The sequence below is a fragment of the Mucilaginibacter celer genome, assembly GCF_003576455.2.
GTDB classification, from domain to species: Bacteria; Bacteroidota; Bacteroidia; order Sphingobacteriales; family Sphingobacteriaceae; genus Mucilaginibacter; species Mucilaginibacter celer.
In genome coordinates this window covers 263,558-285,305 of sequence record NZ_CP032869.1, presented here as the reverse complement: position 1 = coordinate 285,305, position 21,748 = coordinate 263,558, and the positions used below count along the sequence as shown (strand labels likewise).

23 protein-coding genes are annotated in these 21,748 nt (G+C 42.5%); 7 read left to right on the top strand and 16 right to left on the bottom strand.

Going from position 1 to position 21,748, the window contains the following annotated elements:
* The 16 genes from nuoH to HYN43_RS01005 form a co-directional block, all read right to left on the bottom strand.
* Complete coding sequence (nuoH, locus tag HYN43_RS01085) at positions 1–1,044, bottom strand: NADH-quinone oxidoreductase subunit NuoH (protein WP_119407690.1); 1,044 nt, start codon at positions 1,042–1,044, stop codon at positions 1–3.
* Complete coding sequence (locus tag HYN43_RS01080; RefSeq protein ID WP_425373711.1) at positions 1,044–2,033, bottom strand: NADH-quinone oxidoreductase subunit G; 990 nt, start codon at positions 2,031–2,033, stop codon at positions 1,044–1,046. Before HYN43_RS01080 ends, nuoH begins: the two co-directional genes overlap by 1 nt.
* Before the next feature lie 148 nt (positions 2,034–2,181).
* The gene (gene nuoF / locus HYN43_RS01075) at positions 2,182–3,537 is read right to left on the bottom strand and encodes an NADH-quinone oxidoreductase subunit NuoF (protein WP_119407688.1); all 1,356 of its coding nucleotides are present in this window, start codon (positions 3,535–3,537) and stop codon (positions 2,182–2,184) included.
* Positions 3,538–3,540: 3 nt separating this feature from the next.
* Positions 3,541–4,065, bottom strand: a complete 525-nt coding sequence (locus tag HYN43_RS01070) for an NADH-quinone oxidoreductase subunit NuoE family protein (protein ID WP_119407687.1) — start codon at positions 4,063–4,065, stop codon at positions 3,541–3,543.
* Positions 4,058–5,269, bottom strand: a complete 1,212-nt coding sequence (locus HYN43_RS01065; protein WP_205589850.1) for an NADH-quinone oxidoreductase subunit D — start codon at positions 5,267–5,269, stop codon at positions 4,058–4,060. Before HYN43_RS01065 ends, HYN43_RS01070 begins: the two co-directional genes overlap by 8 nt.
* A gap of 67 nt (positions 5,270–5,336) precedes the next feature.
* Positions 5,337–5,840, bottom strand: coding sequence for an NADH-quinone oxidoreductase subunit C (locus HYN43_RS01060; RefSeq protein ID WP_119407685.1), 504 nt, complete (start codon positions 5,838–5,840; stop codon positions 5,337–5,339).
* On the bottom strand, positions 5,840–6,382 hold the full coding sequence (locus HYN43_RS01055) for an NADH-quinone oxidoreductase subunit B (protein WP_119407684.1): 543 nt from the start codon (positions 6,380–6,382) through the stop codon (positions 5,840–5,842). Before HYN43_RS01055 ends, HYN43_RS01060 begins: the two co-directional genes overlap by 1 nt.
* Before the next feature lie 124 nt (positions 6,383–6,506).
* On the bottom strand, positions 6,507–6,878 hold the full coding sequence (locus HYN43_RS01050; protein WP_119407683.1) for an NADH-quinone oxidoreductase subunit A: 372 nt from the start codon (positions 6,876–6,878) through the stop codon (positions 6,507–6,509).
* Between the two features lie 188 nt (positions 6,879–7,066).
* Positions 7,067–8,767: a tetratricopeptide repeat protein gene (locus HYN43_RS01045; RefSeq protein ID WP_119407682.1), complete on the bottom strand. Its 1,701-nt coding sequence runs from the start codon at positions 8,765–8,767 to the stop codon at positions 7,067–7,069.
* A 17-nt stretch (positions 8,768–8,784) separates the two neighbouring features.
* On the bottom strand, positions 8,785–9,711 hold the full coding sequence (locus tag HYN43_RS01040; RefSeq protein WP_162996249.1) for a PstS family phosphate ABC transporter substrate-binding protein: 927 nt from the start codon (positions 9,709–9,711) through the stop codon (positions 8,785–8,787).
* A 222-nt stretch (positions 9,712–9,933) separates the two neighbouring features.
* The gene (locus HYN43_RS01030) at positions 9,934–10,764 is read right to left on the bottom strand and encodes an energy transducer TonB (protein ID WP_119407680.1); all 831 of its coding nucleotides are present in this window, start codon (positions 10,762–10,764) and stop codon (positions 9,934–9,936) included.
* A 40-nt stretch (positions 10,765–10,804) separates the two neighbouring features.
* Positions 10,805–11,350 carry an ExbD/TolR family protein gene (locus HYN43_RS01025; RefSeq protein WP_119407679.1) on the bottom strand — a complete coding sequence of 182 codons (546 nt, stop codon included), beginning with the start codon at positions 11,348–11,350 and terminating at the stop codon, positions 10,805–10,807.
* Positions 11,351–11,356: 6 nt separating this feature from the next.
* Complete coding sequence (locus HYN43_RS01020) at positions 11,357–11,980, bottom strand: ExbD/TolR family protein (protein ID WP_119407678.1); 624 nt, start codon at positions 11,978–11,980, stop codon at positions 11,357–11,359.
* Positions 11,981–12,070: 90 nt separating this feature from the next.
* On the bottom strand, positions 12,071–12,907 hold the full coding sequence (locus HYN43_RS01015; RefSeq protein WP_119407677.1) for a MotA/TolQ/ExbB proton channel family protein: 837 nt from the start codon (positions 12,905–12,907) through the stop codon (positions 12,071–12,073).
* A gap of 427 nt (positions 12,908–13,334) precedes the next feature.
* Positions 13,335–13,670, bottom strand: coding sequence for a translation initiation factor (locus HYN43_RS01010; RefSeq protein ID WP_119407676.1), 336 nt, complete (start codon positions 13,668–13,670; stop codon positions 13,335–13,337).
* 5 nt (positions 13,671–13,675) lie between these two features.
* Complete coding sequence (locus tag HYN43_RS01005; protein WP_119407675.1) at positions 13,676–14,563, bottom strand: diacylglycerol/lipid kinase family protein; 888 nt, start codon at positions 14,561–14,563, stop codon at positions 13,676–13,678.
* Positions 14,564–14,776: 213 nt separating this feature from the next.
* On the opposite strand from HYN43_RS01005, the gene metK reads away from it, so the two are divergent.
* The 7 genes from metK (at position 14,777) to HYN43_RS00980 (ending at position 21,742) form a co-directional block, all read left to right on the top strand.
* A complete protein-coding gene (gene metK, locus HYN43_RS01000; protein ID WP_119407674.1) occupies positions 14,777–16,027 on the top strand; it encodes a methionine adenosyltransferase in 1,251 nt (416 codons plus the stop codon).
* A 151-nt stretch (positions 16,028–16,178) separates the two neighbouring features.
* Positions 16,179–16,697, top strand: coding sequence for a hypothetical protein (locus tag HYN43_RS00995; protein WP_119407673.1), 519 nt, complete (start codon positions 16,179–16,181; stop codon positions 16,695–16,697).
* A gap of 451 nt (positions 16,698–17,148) precedes the next feature.
* Positions 17,149–17,280, top strand: coding sequence for a hypothetical protein (locus tag HYN43_RS30840; RefSeq protein ID WP_281024310.1), 132 nt, complete (start codon positions 17,149–17,151; stop codon positions 17,278–17,280).
* Between the two features lie 231 nt (positions 17,281–17,511).
* Positions 17,512–18,390, top strand: coding sequence for a trypsin-like peptidase domain-containing protein (locus HYN43_RS00990; RefSeq protein ID WP_119407672.1), 879 nt, complete (start codon positions 17,512–17,514; stop codon positions 18,388–18,390).
* 10 nt (positions 18,391–18,400) lie between these two features.
* On the top strand, positions 18,401–18,616 hold the full coding sequence (locus tag HYN43_RS30080) for a hypothetical protein (protein WP_162996248.1): 216 nt from the start codon (positions 18,401–18,403) through the stop codon (positions 18,614–18,616).
* 635 nt (positions 18,617–19,251) lie between these two features.
* Entirely contained in the window at positions 19,252–20,217 is a 966-nt protein-coding gene (gene mnmL, locus HYN43_RS00985; protein WP_119407671.1) for a tRNA modification radical SAM protein MnmL/YtqA, read from the top strand.
* A 292-nt stretch (positions 20,218–20,509) separates the two neighbouring features.
* The gene (locus tag HYN43_RS00980; protein ID WP_162996247.1) at positions 20,510–21,742 is read left to right on the top strand and encodes an acyltransferase family protein; all 1,233 of its coding nucleotides are present in this window, start codon (positions 20,510–20,512) and stop codon (positions 21,740–21,742) included.
* Positions 21,743–21,748 lie beyond the last annotated feature (6 nt).

The following is a 21,748-nucleotide window of genomic DNA, read 5'->3' as shown; positions in this document are numbered from 1 at the left end:
TTAATATCCAAAGTGTGTAAGTAATGTGCTGCCCACGCCGGTAAGCACTATGTTAGCAATGGCTAATGGTATTAAAATTTTCCAACCCAAATCCATCAACTGGTCATAACGGAAACGCGGGATTGTCCAGCGTACCCACATGAAGAAAAAGATAGAGAAGAATATTTTTCCGAATAATACAACTACACCAATGATGGCAGCAGGGTTAGCACCAAGGCTTGCCGCAACATTATCCATAAACGGATAGTTATAACCACCCCAGTAAAGGGTAGCCATTACTGCCGATGAAATGAACATGTTGATATACTCGGCAAACAGGTAAAAACCTAACTTCATTGATGAGTACTCGGTATGGTAACCGCCTACAAGCTCGGTTTCGCATTCAGGTAAGTCGAAAGGAGAACGGTTGGTTTCGGCAAAAGCACATACCAGGAACAGCAAAAAGCCAAGCGGCTGACGCCATACGTTCCAGGCAAAACCGTGTTGCTGTTCAGCAATTTCTTTCAGAGATAAAGTACCGGTAAGCATCAACAGGGCGATGATGGATAAGCCCATCGAAATTTCGTAGCTGATGTTTTGCGATGCAGCACGGATAGCACCCAATAACGAGTATTTATTGTTTGATGCCCAGCCACCGATCATGATGCCGTAAACACCTAATGATACCACACCAAAAATGTACAATACACCTACGTTGATATCGGTAACCTGAAGATTAAAAGTATTACCGCCAATGGTAATTGCCGAACCCCATGGAATAACGGCAGAACCGATACAGGCAGTTAAAATAGCCAGCGAAGGGCCGACAATGAACAGGAAACCTGTAGCGTTGGTTGGGATGATCTCCTCTTTCAAAAACATCTTACCACCATCGGCAAGGGGTTGTAAAATACCCCACGGACCCGCGCGGTTAGGCCCTATCCTATCCTGGAAAAACGCAGCTACTTTACGCTCGGCGTAGGTTGAGTACATAGCTACAACCAGGCTGATAGCGAAGATCACTACGATCAATACGATACTAAATATTAATTGTGGCGTTTCCATTATAAGCGGGTCTCCCTTTCAAATTGTTCTTTATTAGCCTCTATCAATACCGGGTTGGTTTTAACAACCGGCAGTGGTGTAAACTCATAGTGGTTAGCACTGATCACCGATTGATGAGATACTTTACGCGGACCTTCAATTACCCAATCGGCAGTTTTCTTTTTGTCGAAACGGCAGGTATTACAGATAAACTCTTCAACCTCTCCATAAACATCTTTACGGCCGGTTACCCTGATCACGTCTTCACCTTTGTACCATAAGGTAACTTTACCACAGCATTTATCGCAATCGCGGTGTGCTTCAACCGGTTTGGTGAACCATACACGGTTTTTAAAGCGGAAAGTTTTATCGGTTAAAGCGCCTACCGGGCAAACATCTATCACGTTACCCGAAAAATCGTTATCAACAGCTTTGCTGATATAGGTAGAAATTTCAGAATGATCGCCCCTGTTCAGGATGCCGTGCAAACGGGTATTGGTGATCTGATCGGCAGTGAACACGCAACGGTAGCAAAGAATGCAACGGGTCATGTGTAACTGGATCTTATCACCGATATCAATTTTCTCGAATGTACGACGGTCGAACTCGTAACGGGTTTTGGCAGCGCCGTGCTCAAAGCCCAGATCCTGCAGGTGGCACTCGCCGGCCTGATCGCACACAGGGCAATCAAGCGGGTGGTTGATCAGCAACATCTCTACTACGCCTTTACGGGCTTCAACAACCTCGGGCGAAGTGATATTTTGCACCTCCATCCCATCCATAACACCGGTACGGCATGAAGCCACCAGCTTAGGCATAGGGCGGGGGTCTTTTTCAGATCCTTTGGTAACCTTAACCAAACAGGTACGGCATTTACCGCCACTACCTGCCAGTTTAGAGTAATAGCACATAGCAGGCGGAACAATATCGCCACCTATCTGCCTTGCGGCATTCAGGATGCTTGTTCCGGGTTCTACATCAACGGTTATTCCGTCTATTGTTACTTTCATTGACATTTAATAATAACGTCGTTTGTTAATTTCTAAAATCTCTGTTTTTAAACCGAAGTTCAAAAACCCTCGTCGTTGCTAACCCACCTTGCAAATTCGCCCTGTATAATTGGGGATTGCTTCGTACCTCGCAATGACGCTTTATTATTTACGCAGTCTCTACAATTTTCAACGGATCAGCATAATGCGCTATACCGTAGTTTCTTGACGTTGCTTCGCTTGCGTTAGTTACGTGCCATTCAAACTCATCCCTGAAGTGGCGGATAGCACTGGCTACCGGCCAGGCCGCAGCATCACCCAGCGGACAAATGGTATTTCCCTCTATCTTTTTAGATACATCAACCAGCAGGTCCATGTCGCTCATTTTGCCATGGCCGTACTCTAAGCGATGTAATACTTTTTCCATCCAGCCTGTACCCTCACGGCAAGGCGAACATTGTCCGCAGCTTTCGTGATGATAAAAACGGGCGAAGTTCCAGGTATTCCTAACGATACAGGCATCCTCATCATAAGCGATGAAACCACCCGAACCCAGCATGGTACCGCTCACAAAACCACCGTCAGACAGTGATTCGTAGCTCATCAAACGGGCTTCATTATTGATGGTTTTCAGGATGAGGTTAGCAGGCAAAATCGGTACTGATGATCCACCGGCAACAACCGCTTTCAGGCGTTTGCCATTGGCAATACCACCGCAATACTCATCCGAATAGATAAATTCTTCCACCGGTAAACCCAACTCAATTTCGTAAACACCCGGTTTTTTAAGGTTACCACCGGCCGAGATCAGTTTAGTACCTGTACTCCTACCAATACCTATTTTAGCATACTCGTCACCACCTTCGTTAATGATAGGCACAACGGCCGCGATTGATTCAACGTTGTTAACCACCGTTGGGCAACCATACAAACCAGCGATAGCCGGGAATGGCGGTTTGATACGCGGGTTACCGCGCTTGCCTTCCAATGATTCTAACAAAGCGGTTTCTTCACCGCAGATATAAGCGCCACCACCTGGTTGAACGTAAAGTTCAAGATCGTACCCGGTACCTAATATGTTTTTACCTAAAAAGCCTTTTGCTTTTGCTTCCGCGATGGCACGCTCCAGGATCCTTACCTGTGGCATCATCTCGCCGCGCAGGTAGATGTATGATGTATTTGCACCAAGCGCAAAGCTCGATACGATCATCCCCTCAATTAATAGGTGAGGGATGTAAGTCATCAAATAACGATCTTTAAAAGTGCCTGGTTCCGATTCGTCACCATTGCAAACCAGGTAACGTGGTACTCCTTCGGGTTTTGCCAAAAAGCTCCATTTCATACCGGTTGGGAAGCCCGCACCGCCACGACCACGTAAGCCCGACTTTTTAACCTCCTCAACAATTTCTTCAGGGGTCATTTTCAATGCTTTCTCAACAGAAGCATAACCACCTTTTGAGCGGTAAACATCAAATGTATTGATGCCGGGTACGTTTATATGTTCTAAAAGTAATTTCCGTCCCATAGCTTAATTCTTAGCTTTCGCTTTTAAATCACTGATCAGTTTATCTACCGACTCGTTGGTCAGGTTTTCATAAAAAGTGTATTCAGGGCCAATTTGCAATACCGGGCCAAAGCCGCAGGCTGCAAGGCACTCCACCCCTCTCCAGCTAAATAAGCCATCGGGAGTAACTTCGCCTTCTTTTACGCCAAGGGTTTCTTCAATATGATCCATGATCTTTTCGGCACCTACCAGACAGCAGCCGCTTGTACGGCAAACTTCCAGTACGTACTTGCCTTGCGGGCGTAAAAAGTACATGGTGTAAAAAGTAGCTACCTCATATACCTCAATAGGCAGGATGCTTAAATATTCGGCAACCTTATCCATTGCAGGGGCACTCACCCAGCCAAACTCGGCCTGTACCAGGTGAAGGATAGGCAATAAGCCCGATTTTTGTTTTCCCTGTGGATAACGGCTAACTATCTCATCAAATTTGCTGATCAGTTCCGGCGAAAATTCAACCGGTTCCTGTGCTTCGTCAACTCTAAGCATCTAACTCTCCGGCTATAATGTTTAAACTACTCATGTTAATAATAGCATCTGATAATAACATACCGCGGCTCATTGGTGCATACATCTGGTAATTGATGAAGCTTGGCCTGCGGAAATGCAAACGGTATGGCGAACGACCGCCATCATTAACCAGGTAAAAACCCAGCTCACCATTTGCGCCTTCAACCGAATGATACACCTCAGTGGTTGGGGTTGGGATCTCGCCCATCACAATTTTAAAGTGATAGATCAAAGCTTCCATGTTGTTATATACTTCCTCTTTCGGAGGCAGGTAAAATTCAGGTACGTCGGCGTGGAAAATAGTGCTGTCCTCTTTATCAAGCTTGGCCAATGCCTGCTCAATAATCCTCAAGCTCTGCCACATTTCTTCGTTACGAACCAAAAAGCGACTGTAAACATCGCCGGTATCACCTACGGGTACTTCAAATTCAAAGTCTTCGTATGATGAGTATGGGTTCATGGCTCTTACGTCATAATCTACACCGGTGGCACGTAATATCGGGCCAGTCCAGCTGTAGCTTAACGCTGTTTCGGCAGTTACTTCTGCTACACCGCGGGTACGGTCAACAAAGATCCTGTTACGGTTAAACAGGGTTTCAAACTCTTTAAGGGTTTTAGGGAAGTTCTTTAAAAATGCACGCAGCTTATCAAAAGCTTTGCTATTAAAGTTACGCTCAAAACCGCCTATACGACCGATGTTGGTTGTAAGACGTGAACCGCAAACCTCTTCGTATATCTCATAAATAGCCTCACGATGCTCCATCATGTAAAGGAAGCCTGTGAAAGCGCCGGTATCTACACCCAATACACCATTACAAACAATGTGATCGGCAATACGGGCCAACTCCATTACAATTACACGCAGGTAATCAACACGTTTGGGAGTTTGAATATTTAAAAGCTTTTCAACCGTCATGTGCCAGCCCATGTTATTGATGGGTGACGAGCAGTAATTTAAACGGTCGGTAAGTGGGGTGATCTGGTAAAACGGCCTATGTTCGGCAATTTTTTCGAAGGCGCGGTGTATGTAACCAATGGTTGATACGCCGCTAACAATACGCTCGCCATCCAGCTGGAGCACGTTTTGGAACACACCATGCGTTGCCGGGTGCGTTGGCCCCAGGTTTAGGGTTGATAGTTCGCTTTGCGGATCGTTATCTGTAAATACAGGATGGTTTTGCATCAGTATTATTTATTTTCTTTATGATCATGCAGCGCTTAACTAAAAAAGCAAGCGCTACAGTATTTTACTATCTTCCGAAATAGAAGTCTTTCTTATCAACACGGTTAGGATCTTCCAACGGAAACTCCTTACGCATCGGGAAAGCGGTCATATCATCTACGTTCAAAATACGGCGCAGATCCGGGTGACCATCAAATATTACCCCGAAAAAATCGTAGGTTTCACGTTCCATCCAGTTGGCACCATCCCAAAGCACAGTAGCACTTGGAATATGCACATCACCATCAGTCAAAAACACTTTTATCCTGATACGGGTATTGGTAGTAAGACTGTGCAGGTGGTAAATAACCCCTATCTGTTTTTCCTGTTCAGGATAGTGAATAGCGGTAATATCTGTAAGGAAAGCGAATTTTAATTCAGCGTCTGTTTTCAGGAAAGTCAGCAGGTCGATGATCTGCTCGCGGCCGGTTTCAACAGTTAGCAACTCGTATGGCTCACCAACAACGGTTACCTGGGTATCAAATTTATCGGCAATTGCCTTGATCAGTTGTTCGTTAGGGATCTTAGCCATTATTGAATTCCGTATTTAGCTAATAATGCCTGGTATTTAGGTTCGCTCCTTCTACGCAGCGTTTCCGTTTTTACCAGTTCCTGAATATTCATAAAACCATCAATAATTGCTTCGGGACGCGGAGGACAACCTGGCACGTAAACGTCTACCGGGATAACCTCATCAATACCCTGCAATACCGAATAAGTATCAAATATACCACCGCTTGATGCGCAGGCACCAACGGCAATAACCCAACGCGGTTCGGCCATTTGCAGGTAAACCTGGCGAAGTACCGGGGCCATCTTTTTCGAGATAGTACCCATTACCATCAACAGATCGGCCTGGCGCGGCGAAAAGCTCAGCCTTTCAGCACCAAAACGCGAAAGATCATAGTGGGAAGCCATAGTGGCCATAAATTCGATACCGCAGCATGAAGTGGCAAAAGGCAATGGCCACAGTGAATTTGAGCGAGCTATACCTATTGCTTTATCAAGCGAGGTAGCAAAAAACCCGGCGCCTTCAACTCCGGCAGGGGCATCAACTAATTGAATATCACTCATTGAACTATATTGATAGAGAAATCATCATTCGCAAAGCGCAAATAACGAGAACAAATTTACAATAATAACGATGTAAAAGGTACACAATGGCCTTGCAGGGGCTATATTTAGAATCGTTCTAAACTTAGTCCCAATCCAGCGCACCCTTCTTTATTACGTAGATAAAACCCAATAAAAGGGTAGCCATGAAGATGAACATTTCGATAAGACCGGTTGAGCCTAAAGCCTTAAAGTTCACTGCCCATGGATACATAAAAATAACCTCCACATCAAACAGCACAAACAGGATAGCTACAAGGAAATATTTAATGGAGATGGGAGTACGGGCGTTACCTACTACTTCAATACCCGATTCAAACGGGGTTAGTTTATCTTTAGTTTTACGTTTAGGGCCAATTTTGTGCGTTACAAACATGGTTGTTACCACAAACCCTAAAGCCACCAACATTTGGAAAATGATGGGTAAATAATTAATTGGTAAACTGTGTGCTTCCATGCTGCAAATATACTAATGGATTAATAATAAAAAAGTACGATTTGTGATGTTGTTAAGCATTTCTATTATTCATTATTAATCTTAATAGGCAACAAAGCAATAGTAGTACTTTTTTCTAAAAGCGTTATCTCCGGAAAACAAAAAGGGCCTCTTTTTCAAGAGGCCCCCTTTTATATGGACAATATCAATTATTTACTTTTTCCAGCACCACCCTTACGTTGGAAGTAAGCAGCAGCACTTTTGTTGGTTGGATCTAACTCACGCGCTTTAGAGAAGTTTTCAGACGCTTTGGCATCATCTTTCTCTTTAAACTGGTAAATAGTACCCAGGTAAGCATAAGCCTCAGCTAAGCTCTTTTTGGTTTTCTCATCCGGTGCACCTTTAGCGTTAACCACTTCAATGTATTTTTCATAGAATGGTTTTGCATAACCGGCAATGTTATTACGATCTTTCTCTTTCAAATCGTTAACACGGGCGCGGTACAAAAATGCATCTGCAAAAGGAGTAGCGGCTGTTTTGTCAATTACATAGCTAAATGCGCTGTCGGCACGGGTCAGCAATGAATCCGCATTAGGCAATTTTGCATCGTAACCGTAGTAATAGCTGATACCTTCGTAAAAATAGTCGGTCAGTTTAACGCTGCGGCCACCTTTAACGGTAACTTCCCTGTAAGCATCACCAGCCTGCGCATACTTCTTTTGGCGGAAGTATGATTTAGCGATCTCAGCATAAACATCAGTCTGGCTGCTATCAAGCGTTAAAGCTTTTTTTAGCGTTAAGATACCAAGCGAATCCTGGTTTGAAGCAATCTGCAAACGGCCCTGGTATAGGTAATCACGAGGGATAACACGTTTCGGATCGGCTTTCTGGAACCAGGTATTGATAGCGGTTAAGCCTGCAGGATAATCCTTATTTTCATAAGCCGAATAGGCGATATAACGGTATACCCTTGCATTGGTGCTTGCCGATTTTGAAAGATCGGTTGCTACCTGCTGTAAGGTTTTATAGTCACCGGCCAGGATCAGGAAGTCGGCATAACGCATTTGCGATTCGATAGACTGATCGGTTAAGCTCAGGTATTGTTTGTAATGATCAACAGCCTCTTTAATTTTAGCAGAAGCCATTTTAGGATCAGTTAATGACCAACGCAAATCTGTTTCAGCCCATTCGCGGTAAGCAGGACCATAGTTTGCATTGATAGCCAAAGCATCTTTAAACTGCTGCTCAGAACCATCAAAGTTATTGGCAAATTTGTATAAAACACCTGTTGCAACTTTTGCAGCAGGATTTTTAGGATCGAGTGACGAAGCATCCGAGTAGTTTGAATAAGCATCATTGCTATTCAATACCGAACGGTAGGCATCGCCCAAAGCAATCAGCAAATCAACATCTTTTGGGTTGATAGCTTTACCTTTGGTTAATACGGCAATTGCAGCATTTGCATCGGCAGTTGATACCTTTTTATCAGATGTTGTTGGCAACAGGTATGATAAACCTACATAGGTGTAAGGTTTAGTATCTTTAGCTGCCAGGGTAATAGCCTGGTTAAAGTTTGTAGTAGCGCCGCTATTGTCTTTATCTAAACGGGCTACTGCACCTAAGCCTGCATAGTTTAAAGCCGATTTTGGATTGGCTGCTATACCTTTATTGAAAACGACTTTCGCCGAATCTGAATAGTCCTGTTTAATGTACACCCAACCTAAATAAAAAAAGTTTTCGTCTTTAGTTGGTTGTGTAGTAGTAAGCGTTTTGAGCATCGACTCTGCTTTCTGATATTGTTCGGCGTCAATAGCTTTTTTGGCGTCGGCAAGACTCTGCGCAAAAACTGATGATGAACCTAAAAATACCAGTCCTAATGAAGCCTTAGCTACTTTACTGATCATTTTCATCTTTATTTAGTTATAGTTTACTTTTTTAAATTTATCTCTCTCGGCGGTATCGAATCTGGCAATAACCCCGATTTAAGTATAATCCTCTGCCCTACATCGCCGGCTAAAAACGTGGCAAAACCTGCAGCCAAGCCAACTTTGCTTGAGCAATTGATCATATACAATCCCCTGCTCAACGGGTACTGTTTTAAGACAAGAGATTCCTGCGAAGGTTTAAAATAACCCGTAGGATACTGCTTGCTGGCCTCATCCCTTACCCCTACAATTTTCACCTTATTGACGTAAGGCACCAACGCGTCTACCGGGTTATTTAACCAACTGAAGCCGATAATGCCAGTTGCCTCGGGGTGTTCGCTAACATATTTGATAACATCGGTATTTGATTTAAGCGCGTAGATGTTACTTTGCTTAAGTTCTTTGTTACCCGAGAAATTCTTCAAATACCTTACCAAACTTGAATTTGGATTATCAAACACGATAGATTTTGTTAAATCTCCCTGCCCGTTTAATCTCCTTTTAAGTTCGGCTACCGTAATGGTAGTATCGTTTGATGCATTATTAACAATTAATGTAACGGCATCTACTGCAAAAGGTATGGTCTCAACGCTTAATTTACGGCTTTTAATAATGTTCTGTTCGGCAGTATCAAGCTCGCGCGATAAAATCGCAACCCTAACGCTATCATTTAACAACATATTTACCGCCTGGTTTTCGGTTTTGTAAACAAAAGCCGGGTTAGCGTCGGGATACCTGCTGCGGTACACGTATTCTTCCTGCTCAATAATTGGCGAAAAAGATTCATCGGCTACAAAAGTGGCTTTACCTGCGTTGAAAGTATCCTGCGATACAGCCGCTTTCTGTTCTTTTTTTCGATTACAAGCCTGTAATCCCGCTCCTAAAAGCGCTAAAAGCAAAATCAGTTTAACGCTCTTATTAATCTTCATATTGATCTTTCCTGAATAGACGTGAAAAACGCAGAACTGCATAAATTATTATAAATGCCCCGAAAAGTATACGTTGATATGGTTGTAACTGCAATGGGAGCCTTTCCCAAAACATAATCATCAGTCCTAAAACAACAAAGCAGATAAATGCGGCTGTTCCTAAAATAAGCAAAAACCGCCTTTTGGGCGATTTTTGCTCTTTATTGTAATTAAATGGCATGCTTATTCTTCAGATGCTAAAGTAAAGCTGATTGGAACGCTGTACTGTACACGAACCGGACGACCGTTTTGTATACCAGGTTTCCATTTTGGTGAATTTTTCAATACACGAACTGCTTCCTCGTCGCAACCGCTACCAATGCCTCTAACAACTTTGATATCGGTTAATGAACCGTCTTTCTCCACAACGAAGGTACAGATAACACGACCTTGTACGTTGTTTTCGCGGGCAACGGCCGGATAACGGATGTTTTTGCCTAAGTATGCACCAAATTTCTCTAAACCGCCGGCAAATTCAGGAACCTGCTCAACCGAAGTAAAGATCTGGTTAGGATCGGCTTCAACAACCTGTTTCACATCTGAGTTACCTACCGGCTCATCAATCCTGATTTCGGCGTTAGGATCACCTTTCTGGTCTTTCTGACCAGGGTCGGCAACTGCAAGTTCTTTTACAGTTGGTGGGTCTTTCTCCTTAACCTCGTTATCTGGTTTTACAACCGGAGGAGGGAAACGCACCTGGTCAACCTTTGGTTTTGGTGGTTCAGGTGGCGGCGGAGGTGGTTTTTTGGTTTGGTCAACCGGTGGCGGAGGTAACAGAACCACGTCTGTTATCTTCACTTTTTGGTCTTTCTCTGGGATAAGACCTTTGATCTTGTTGATGATAGTTGGCAAGGAAACTACAAAAACGAAGAATACGATTGCAAGAATTAAGGCCTTGCTGGTATTTTTTGAGTTCTCTTTCCTTAGCTCGTAAGCGCCATAGGCTTTGTTACGATTACTAAAAACAACGTCGATCCATTCCTGCTTTAGTATGTCTAATTTTGATCCTAACATCTGTTAAGGCTTTAATGGAAGTTAATAACGTTATTTAATATTATTTATTATCGTTGTACAAGCCGTCTTTTTTCAACAGTTCAATCTCCGGTGCTGAGATATCAACAATACCATAACTCTGGATATTGGCGATATTGATCTCGTCAAGCGTACTAACCATGTTTTTGTACTTTGATTTGTCGCTTGGTTTGATCACAACGAACATGTATTTACCTGTTTTTTGCTGTACTTCTTTGCTTTTTTCAATTAACGTTTTACGCAGCCCGTTAGGACCAAAATTGTCAATTGTAGGCGCTGATTTTCCCGGCTCGCCGATATACCACTCCAATTTATCATCGCTGCCCAATAGAATGGTCATCGAACGTGAAGCGGCAATATCCAGCTGATCTTTAGTTTTCTCATCCTTATCAGGCATGGCCAAGTCCATCGCTTTTGCTTTTGCAAGCGTGGTGGTCATGATGAAGAAGGTGATCAGCAGGAACGCCAGGTCAACCATCGCGGTTAAATCTACACGGGTTGATTGCTTTTTACTGCGAACCTTCCCGCCTTTGTGTTTGCCTCCCCCGGAGGTATCTAATTCTGCCATGATCTTTTATTTTGCAGGAGCACCACCGGCACTACCTAAATCTGTAATTAAACTAAACTTGTTAACTTTTTGCTTTTGCAAAATACCGATAACGTCTTTAATAACCGGGTACTCTTCTTTGCTATCACCTTTAATAGCCAAACGAAGCTCCTTGTTATGTAAAGCTTTGGTAGCTATACGGGCCTGGCGAATCCAGTTGGTTAACTCGCCTGATACAGAATCGCGAGGGATACCTGGCTGTGCAAATTTCTTTTGCTGATCAGCAGTTAAGGCGATAAATTGCTTTAACTGGCTCATTGGCACACCAAACGAGGTAATGGTTGAAAACCTTGTTTGCTCATCAGGTGTAAAGGTCATGTGATAGATTGAACCCATCTGGTTCAATGTTTCCTTGCGGATATCAACACCTTCAACACCGAAGAATGCTTTTTGAGAGCCTACAGAAATTGTAGCAAAGTCAGACTCAGGTACCGGCTGCTGGATTGAAGATTTTGGTATATCAATAGGTACCGGATCTTCGGTTTTTACTTTTGCAGTTAATATAAAGAAAGTAAGCAACAGGAACGCCACGTCGCACATTGCGGTCATGTCGATTGCTGTACTCTTTCTTGGGACTTTTATCCTTGCCATGTTAAATTTCTTAAAAATATATAGTGTTCAGTATTATAACTTATTTCGCCTCTAACTTATTGTGCATGAGGCATAAGCACTACAATATTTTTATTTGTTTTTGTGCGAAGCTGCAAATGTTTGAACGATGCTGAAACCGGTCTCGTCGATAGCGTAAGTCAATTTATCAATTTTTGATGTAAACACGTTGTACATGATAATTGAGATAGCTGAAGTAGAGATACCGAATGCAGTGTTGATCAAGGCTTCAGAGATGTGTGAAGAAAGTTCAACCTGGTTAGGTACACCGGCAGTTGCTAATGAAGAGAACGCACCGATCATACCAACTACTGTACCTAACAAACCGGTTAATGTACCGATAGATACCAAAGTAGCGATGATGGTTAAGTTTTGCTCAAGCATTGGCATTTCCAAAGCAGTAGCTTCTTCGATGTCTTTTTGGATAGCTAAAGTTTTTTGATCTACGTCAAGTCCTGTTTCAGCTTCCATTTCACCATATTTTTTCAATGCTGATTTGATAACGTTAGCAACAGAACCTTTTTGTTTGTCGCACTCTGCAGAAGCACCTGCAATGTCTCCTTTATTTAAAAGGTTCTGAATTTTTCTTACAAAGCTATCAACGCTGCCAGTACCAGAAGCTTTACCGATAACTACGAAGCGCTCGATCGAGAACACGATAACCATTAATAAAAACGACATAATTAAAGGTACGATAACACCACCTTTGTGGATAGTACCGAAGATGTCAGAAGGATAACCGTTTTCTACGTCGCCGCCTTTGAAGTGGCTTGGATCACCAAGGATAAAAACGAATATACAAATAGCTACTGCCAGACAGATTGGAATAGTTAAAGAAGCAAACATGCCCGATGCACTTGAGCTTTCTTTCTTAACAGGAGTAGTTGGTTTTGTTGGTGCGTTTGCCATTACTTTGAATTTTTAGTTTTTGTTTTTGTTTATTTTATAAGTTAGTTAAAATGCGCTGTTAGTTGGGAATAACAAAAATAGAATTTTATTGAATTAAAAAAACCATTTATGTTATTCTTTACAATTTTTTAATACAGAATATCATTCTGTATCGGGTTGGTGTTTATTAACGCAACATTACAAATTTATTGTGTGTTGCCAACACAATTATTTGCAATGAAAACCATTTTTTTTAAAAATAGCAAGCGATAACACATAAAATTTATGTTACCAAGCTAAAATAGTATCGTTTTTTATAAAGTTTATAATTTATTGCCCACGCTTTTAACTACGCAGCAAGGTTTGTAACACAGAGTTTCATTTTTTGTTTAAAACCGGGTCTTTTCAAATTCGGCCTTAAACAAAAGTTTATAACTTTTAATAGAAATTATCCGCCGGCCTTTTTAGCCTTGTAGCCATCTGTTTGCAACAAGGCGAGTATTTTGTCCCTGAAATCGCCCTGGATCAATATTTCACCATCCTTTGCCGAGCCACCTACGCCGCATTTGGTTTTCAGTTTTTTGCCAAGGGCTTCCAGGTCGGCATCGGTACCTATAAAACCGGTAATACGGGTAACCAGCTTGCTGCCTCCCTTACGATCGAGGTATATTTTGAGGTTTTGCTGCTGCGATGGTAAGGTTTGGGCCTCTCCTGCCGTGTCGTCCTGGTATTGAAAATCCGGATCGGTTGAGTAAACTACGCCGGTAAAGTTTTTTTTGGCCATGGCTTTCAGTTTTTATATTGTGAACCAACTATAACTTTTAACGAGTGCGGAAGGATATTAATATCCACCCCTACCCCGGCCATTTGCGGCTCGCCATCCAGGTGAATAGGGCCGGTATGTTCGCGTTTGATATTGATTTGCCTGCCGCGGATAATTTTAACGTATTTTGAGCTTTCGGTTGCCTTTAACATCATGCGCATGCTCATTTCCGGAAACCTCCACAAAGGAAAGGGTTTAATTACACAAACATCAAGCAATCCATCCTGCAGGCTTGCTTTTGGTGAAATATGCACATTATTACCATATTGCGATGAGTTGGCGATGCTAAGCATAAAGGCCTCATAATCGTATTGATTACCATCAATCTCGAGGTGATAGTTTTGCGGCCGGTAGTTCACCACTTCCTTTATCGACGATTGGATGTAGCTGATAAAGCCACGCTTTTTACCGTGCGAAAAAACCTCGCTGATATGCGCATCGAAACCCATCCCTGCCATATTGAAAAAGGCCTGCCCGTTAATCCTGGCCGAATCGATCAGTTCCATCCTGCCCTGTGCCAGGTTTTTAATAGCTTCTTTGGTATCCATCGGGATGCCTAAAAACCTTGAAAGGCCGTTTCCCGAACCGAAGGGCACTATACCTAAAGCCGTATCGGTACCTACAATGGCCGATGCCACTTCGTTAACCGTACCATCGCCGCCAACTGCCACCACCATATCAAAGTTGCCTATCGCCTCGCGGGCTATAACCCGTGCATGCGATACGCCATCGCTAAAAGCTATAACCGGCTCAAGTGTACCGGCATCAATAGTTTCATTAATCAGTTCAGGCACCCCGTCCTTCTTCTTCCCGCCCGAAATTGGGTTAATTATAAATAACGCTTTCCGTTTCAACTATATATTATTTCAATCTTCAAAAGTAAATGTATTTTCGGCTTTGTGAAATTTGTTTTATTTTTACCGCCCGAATGTGGACTGATTTAATGTTCCTGAACACCAGGAACCGGATTGCAACCACGTAAAAAAGTGCTAAAACCATGCTTCTTTTTTTCACCCGATCCGCCCGTAAACCCTCCCGTCGAAGATAATTTTACTTATTTAAATTTTATGTCATATTTATTTACTTCAGAGTCCGTATCAGAAGGTCACCCGGATAAAGTAGCTGATCAGATCTCGGACGCGCTGATTGATCATTTTTTAGCATTTGATGCCGAATCGAAAGTTGCCTGCGAAACGCTGGTAACCACAGGCCAGGTTATTTTAGCCGGCGAAGTAAAATCAAAAGCCTACCTGGATGTACAGAAAATTGCCCGCGAGGTGATTAACAAAATCGGGTATACCAAAGGCGAATATATGTTTGACGGCAGCTCGTGCGGGGTGCTATCGGCCATCCACGAGCAATCGCCGGATATTAACCAGGGCGTTGACCGTAAAGCCAAAGAAGAACAAGGCGCCGGCGACCAGGGCATGATGTTTGGCTACGCCACCGTTGAAACAGACAACTACATGCCGCTGGCCCTGGATATTGCCCACGCTTTATTAATTGAGCTGGCAGCCATCCGCCGCGAAAACAACGAGATCAAATACCTGCGTCCCGACGCAAAATCGCAGGTTACTTTAGAATATAGCGACGATAACAAACCACAACGCATCGACGCCATTGTGATCTCGACCCAGCACGATGATTTTGACGAAGAACAGGCTATGCTTGCCAAGATCAGCGCCGATATCATCAGCATCCTGATCCCCCGTGTTAAAGCTAAATACCCTAAATACGCACATTTTTTTAACGACGATATTAAGTATCACATCAACCCAACCGGTAAATTTGTTATCGGCGGGCCGCATGGCGATACCGGCTTAACCGGTCGTAAAATTATTGTGGATACTTACGGTGGCAAAGGCGCGCACGGTGGTGGTGCCTTCTCGGGTAAAGACCCATCAAAGGTTGACCGCTCGGCTGCTTACGCTACCCGTCACATTGCCAAAAACCTGGTAGCTGCCGGTCTTTGCGATGAGGTACTGGTACAGGTATCGTACGCAATTGGCGTTGCCCAGCCAATGGGTATTTACGTAAACACCTACGGCACTGCCAAAGTTGACCTGCACGACGGCGACATTGCCAAAAAGGTAGAAGGCATTTTTAACATGACTCCTTACGCCATCGAAACCCGCTTTAAACTGCGCAACCCAATTTATAGCGAAACCGCAGCTTACGGTCACTTCGGCCGCCCTAACGAAACTGTTGTTAAAACCTTTGTAGGCCACGACGGCGGCAAACTTGAGCGCGAAGTTGAACTGTTTACCTGGGAGAAATTGGATTATGTTGAGCAGGTGAAAACTGCCTTCGGGTTGTAATAACCAGCCCCCTCTAAATCTCCCCCGGTAGGGGAGACTTAATGACATTGCCCCTTTTAAGTCCTCCCTCCCGGGGAGGATTTAGGAGGGGCTTTTTTAATTCAAATAAATACATAAATTTATGGCCTAATACCACCTTCACAATTTTTTAATGCACGCTAACACCCGCAATGCCATTTTTGCTATTATTTACTTTGCCATTTCGGGATTGATAACCGCCTGGTTTATCGGGATGAAGTTTGGGTATATCGCCTCGCCACTAACCATTGTATTAGCCAATTTTGTATCAGTATTTAAATGGGCCGCAATGGTGATAGCGGCTATATGGCTGCTAAAACGCAACAAATGGGTATTTATAAGGCGCGTAGGTTTTGCCTGCTTTACCGGTACCTGTATGCTGCTTACTGTTTTTATTACCCGGCACCTACCTATCGGCAGCTGGCAGCAGTTCACCTATCCTGTATTTTTGGCTTTGTTTGTGATGACGGTGCTGTGCTTTAGGGCGGTGTATGTTACCGGGTTATCTGTTAAATGGTTTATTGGATGGTTGATTTGTTTGGCGATAGGGATGGTGTTGCAGACAAGGGTGGTGTTGGGGTTGCATCCTTCGTTGGTGACGAATGAGGTCTTTCGGAATTTTGACTTCCGGCAAAAAAACCAAAATTGCTGATTTGCCATTTTTTTGAAAAGCAGCAGTTGTACCTTTTTTAATACGAAATACGCCGAACGGTAATTTTCCGAAACCGCCAAATTCTTACATTTTTACTTTCTAACCAAAACAAATCAAATATCCAATAATCAAAGAGTTAAACTTCAAATGCTATATTTTGCAATTATTGCGCTGATGCCTTTCGGTGCCTTCAACCGATATTTTGATGATTTTTTGTGACTTTATTGAGGCCGAAACATTAGTCTGGAGATACTGACAAAATAGTGCCACCATTATTGCCGGTATCCAAAGGTAAATTTGAACTTTCCGCCCGCACCAGTACTACGAAGAGAGCAAACAAATACACAAGCGGGATTGAGTAAGCATGTCATTTTAAAAACTTACGAAGTACATTGATAGTGCAGATTATCAAAGACAATATCTTCGAGTCGGCACACAAGGTAACCGAAAGATGATACCCACGAGGCGCGACGATCCTGAAAATACACCCGATATGTTTACCCTTTGCCACGCGGACAAATGGATGGAGATGGAACGCGAACGCGAAGCTCGGCAAATGCAATTTGGGGAATTGTATCTTTAAGGCGACGTCTGGATACTGTTTGCAATGATATTATAAGCTTCAAAATGCTCCTTAGTCTTCGACGACGCTTTGTATTCTATATTGTACTATCTAAATTAAACACAAAAACGTCTGAGTTTTAGTTTAAACAAAACATTGACATATTTTCTTTATAATTGTTTACATTTCAACGTTGTACGATAAAATAAAATTGTAAATTACGCGACGTTTTTAAGAAAAATACAATTTTAAATGTTTGCATCAGCATGTGACTTGGCAAAGGGATTTACGAAACCGGTAATCATCTCTTCAAAAAAACATAATGGAAAATGTAATTCCGGCATCGGCTCTTTTGTTATAATTAATGAAGATGGGTGGTTCGTTACGGCATGGCATATTATTCAGAACATTTTAGAACTTAGTCACGCTGGTCAATTATATGCGGAAACTGTACAGAAGCGAAAAGAAATAGAGCACAACGAAACGTTGAAAAAACACGTTAAAATGACTCAATTGAATCAAATCAAGTTACAACCCGATATGATAACAAATTCGTCTTCCTGGTTTGGCTTTGACAATGTTATCCTGGCACCTGTAATACATGGAATACAAAATGTTGATTTGGCTGTCGGTCAACTTCTAAACTTCAATCCTAAATCAGTGCCTACATATCCGAAATTTAAAAATCCGCAACAACAAATGCAACCTGGCTCAAGCCTTTGTAAATTGGGATTCCCTTTCCATGCAATTGAACCTTCTTTTGATGAGGCAACTAATAGTTTTAGCTTGCCACCCGGAAGTGTACCAGTTCCTTTCTTTCCTTTAGAAGGAATTTATACACGGCAAGTTGTAATTCCAAGTAATGGAAACCAATACCCACTTAAATTTGTTGAAACATCATCACCGGGCTTAAAGGGACAAAGTGGTGGTCCCACTTTTGATACAGATGGTAATATATGGGCAATTCAAAGTCAAACAAGACATTATAGGCTTGAATTCGGCAATCAAAACATCAAAACAAAAGAATCAGAGTACCTGGCAAATCAATATTTACACGCAGGTTGGGGTGTCCACGCAGAAACAATAATAGGATTATTAAACGAAAAAAACATTAAATATAACCTATCCTAAACAACATTTTATGGCAACAACATTTTTTAAAATAACAAGCGGAAATTCCGCTACTTATTTATCTCCTCCCAATGGACATGATAATTTTTTTTGGGAATCGGAAAGCACGAGGTGCTTAAACGAAAAGCTTACTACAGCCTCTCCTTCTTCATATTCTTCCATCGACTTAATGGGAAACTTTGTTGATCAAAAAAATAAAAAAACAAAACGAAAAGCAAGTAAATAAGATTGAACGATTTTGAACCAACCAAAAGTCACGCTTTAATTAACTAATTCATCGTTACAAAGAGGCTGTATAATACATCACGATACAGCCTCTCTATTTAGGCAAGAAATTCAAATTGGCGATTTTTTTTCGCCTTGTCCCGCAGGCAGATTCAATACTTAGCACTACGGACAAAGCTTGGCAGCGTCCATAAACTATGACTGCTGTACGGTGGCCGCCTCTACGGAAACACGATAAAGTTAAATGTTAATCCTTGATTATTTTTTTTCCCGGTTTGGGTAGAACAGGTTCCGTAATCAAAGGTTTCTTTGGTTTAGGTTCCGTAATCAAAGGCTTTTCTGGTTTATTATAATTATTAGTCATATTTGTAAATATACTTTATCAACAGGCGTTTGTCAATGCTAAAGAATTAATTACTTACTAATAAAATAATCCCCCTGCTGCCGCACGCGTGCCGCGTGTGCCCCGCATGCTTAGCTCAACAACATACCAATCTCCTTTTGCCAGCACACGCGCCACCAGCCCCCCACACGCTAAGCTCTCCCAACACCACTTCCCTAAAAATCACTATCTTTGCACCCTGATAGGCAAAATCACCAAATCGGTGTAATCACCCCAATCAACATAATCAGTAAATGCAAACAATAACAACCTGGGAAAAAGGCTATAACAATTACGGGCCATGGCTTAAAGAAAAATACAAAGGCCATCGTGTGTTTAAAGTAATTGTTGACGGCGGCTTTACCTGCCCTAACCGCGATGGATCTAAGGGGTATGGTGGTTGTACTTATTGTAATGTTGATTCGTTTACGCCATCGGTTAGCAGGAACGCACCAACGGTGAGGCAGCAGGTTGAAGAAGGGATGGAGCGTGCCCGTAAAGGCAACAAGGCCGATAAGTTTATCATTTACTTTCAGCCCAATACCAATACATACGCTCCGGCGCATTACCTTAAAATGCTGTATGATGAGGCGCTAAGCTACGGCACCGAAGATATTGTAGGCCTATCGGTAGGTACCCGCCCCGATTGCATCGACGCCGAAAAGATAGCTCTGTTGGAAAGCTATACCGACCGCTTTGATGTCGACCTTGAAATGGGCATGGAAAGCATCTATAACGATACCCTGAGCCAGATCAACCGCGGCTGCAGCCACGAAGAGCTGATAAAAGCCCTTAAATTGGTTGAGAACTCCAAACTGGATATTTGCGTGCACACCATCTTCGGCTTCCCCTGGGAAACTAAAGAAATGATGCTGAAATATGCCGACGAGATAAACCGTTTTCCGCAGATAAAATTTGTAAAATTCCACCACCTGCATATTGTTGAAGGCTCGGTAATGGGCGTAAAATACAAACGCGAACCATTCCACCTCTTCGGCATTGATGAATATGCCGACTTTTTGTGCGAACTGCTCCCGCTTGTACGCCCGGATATCGTAATCCAGCGCCTCTTCGGCCTCAGTGACCGCGAGCTGCTCATTGCTCCAAACTGGGGATTAAAAAAATCAGAGATTCAGTATTATATTGATCAGAGGATTTTGAGCAGAGGCGTGGTGCAGGGAAGTAGTCTGAACCGGGATTTGGGAGGATTTTTAGGATAGGCAGGATTTTTTTTTCTGTTCCATAAATTATCTGAATCAGAATTTACAGAATTTTAAAATTTTCAGAATTACCTGTCTGTTTTGATTTTCCATTCTATTCTGTTAATTCTCAAATTCTGTAAATTCTGATTCAGACAAAAACGTTTAACGAATAAGCAAATCCCCCTGCCAATAAAAACTGCCACCGCAACTAACTCCTGCCACTAACAACCGTCACTTCTTAAACATTGGTATCCATTTTGCAATTATTTTCGTATAATTAAATTGATCTAAAAGTTAAAATACGTCTGTTTTGTCACAACGAGCACAATCTAATTACATTCCTGCTTTAACCGGTGTTAGGGCGATGGCTGCATACCTGGTTTTCATATCTCATTTTGCTTATGTGTTTGATGAAAAATTTCCCCATTCTGTGCAACGCTTCTTCAACGAGTTCCATATCGGGGTAACCATTTTCTTCGTGCTTTCGGGTTTTTTAATCGCTTTCAGGTACTTTGATAGTTTTAAGCTTACTAAAGATTGGTTTAAGCAATACCTTAAAAACCGGGTGGCGCGTATTTACCCCATGTACGCTATACTCACCGTAGGTGCGTTTATTGCTTATCATTTTACGCAAAACCAAACGGTTACGGCAGGGCAGAATCCGGCTGTGATGTTTGGGTTGAATATTGTTTTTCTCCGGGGATTTTTTGATCAGTTTAAGTTTACCGGCATAGCCCAGGGCTGGTCACTTACCGTTGAGGAATGTTTTTATTTTTCGGCGCCGTTTATTTTCCTTATCGCTACCAAATACAAAAAGTTTTATATCCAGCCCGTTGCGGTTACCGGTTTGGGCGTTTTGCTGGTGCTGATATTTAGCCATATTGATTGGTTTGGTTTCTTCGGGAATTTCACTTTCATGATGTTGTATACCTTTTTAGGTAGATGTTTTGAGTTTTTTGCGGGTATCCAGCTGGCTTTAATCGTTCGTAAACAAAAGCTTGATGGCAGCAGCAAAAAAAAGTTCACCTACCTTGGTTTCGGATTGATCTTTTTTTGTGTATGGATCATGTCAACCCTTCCTATTCCGCAAGGTTACGAGGCTGGTTTGCATAACCCGTGGGGCATTGCAACCAACAATTATTTGCTGGCCATTTCTATAGCTGTATTCTTTTACGGCTTATTGACCGAAACCACGTTGCTAAAAAAGTTCCTGTCACATCCCTTTATCGAGTTGCTGGGCAAAAGCTCGTACATATTTTACCTCATTCACCTGGGTTATATGTACAACTTTATACACGAGGGCATGAACAGCCTTAACGATTATGTTTTCGAATTATATGATAAGTGGGGTGTAGATTGGCATTCGCCATTTGAGTACGATAGTTTAAACCTTTTATACGCGTTCATCGTTTTAAATGTCATTTCAATTACGCTGTTTAAACTGATTGAGGAACCGCTTAACCATTATATCCGTAAATCTGATTTCCTGATCAGAAATAAGGTACGTAACCCCGAAAATGATTCGGCAAAAATTAGTGTTTAACATTAT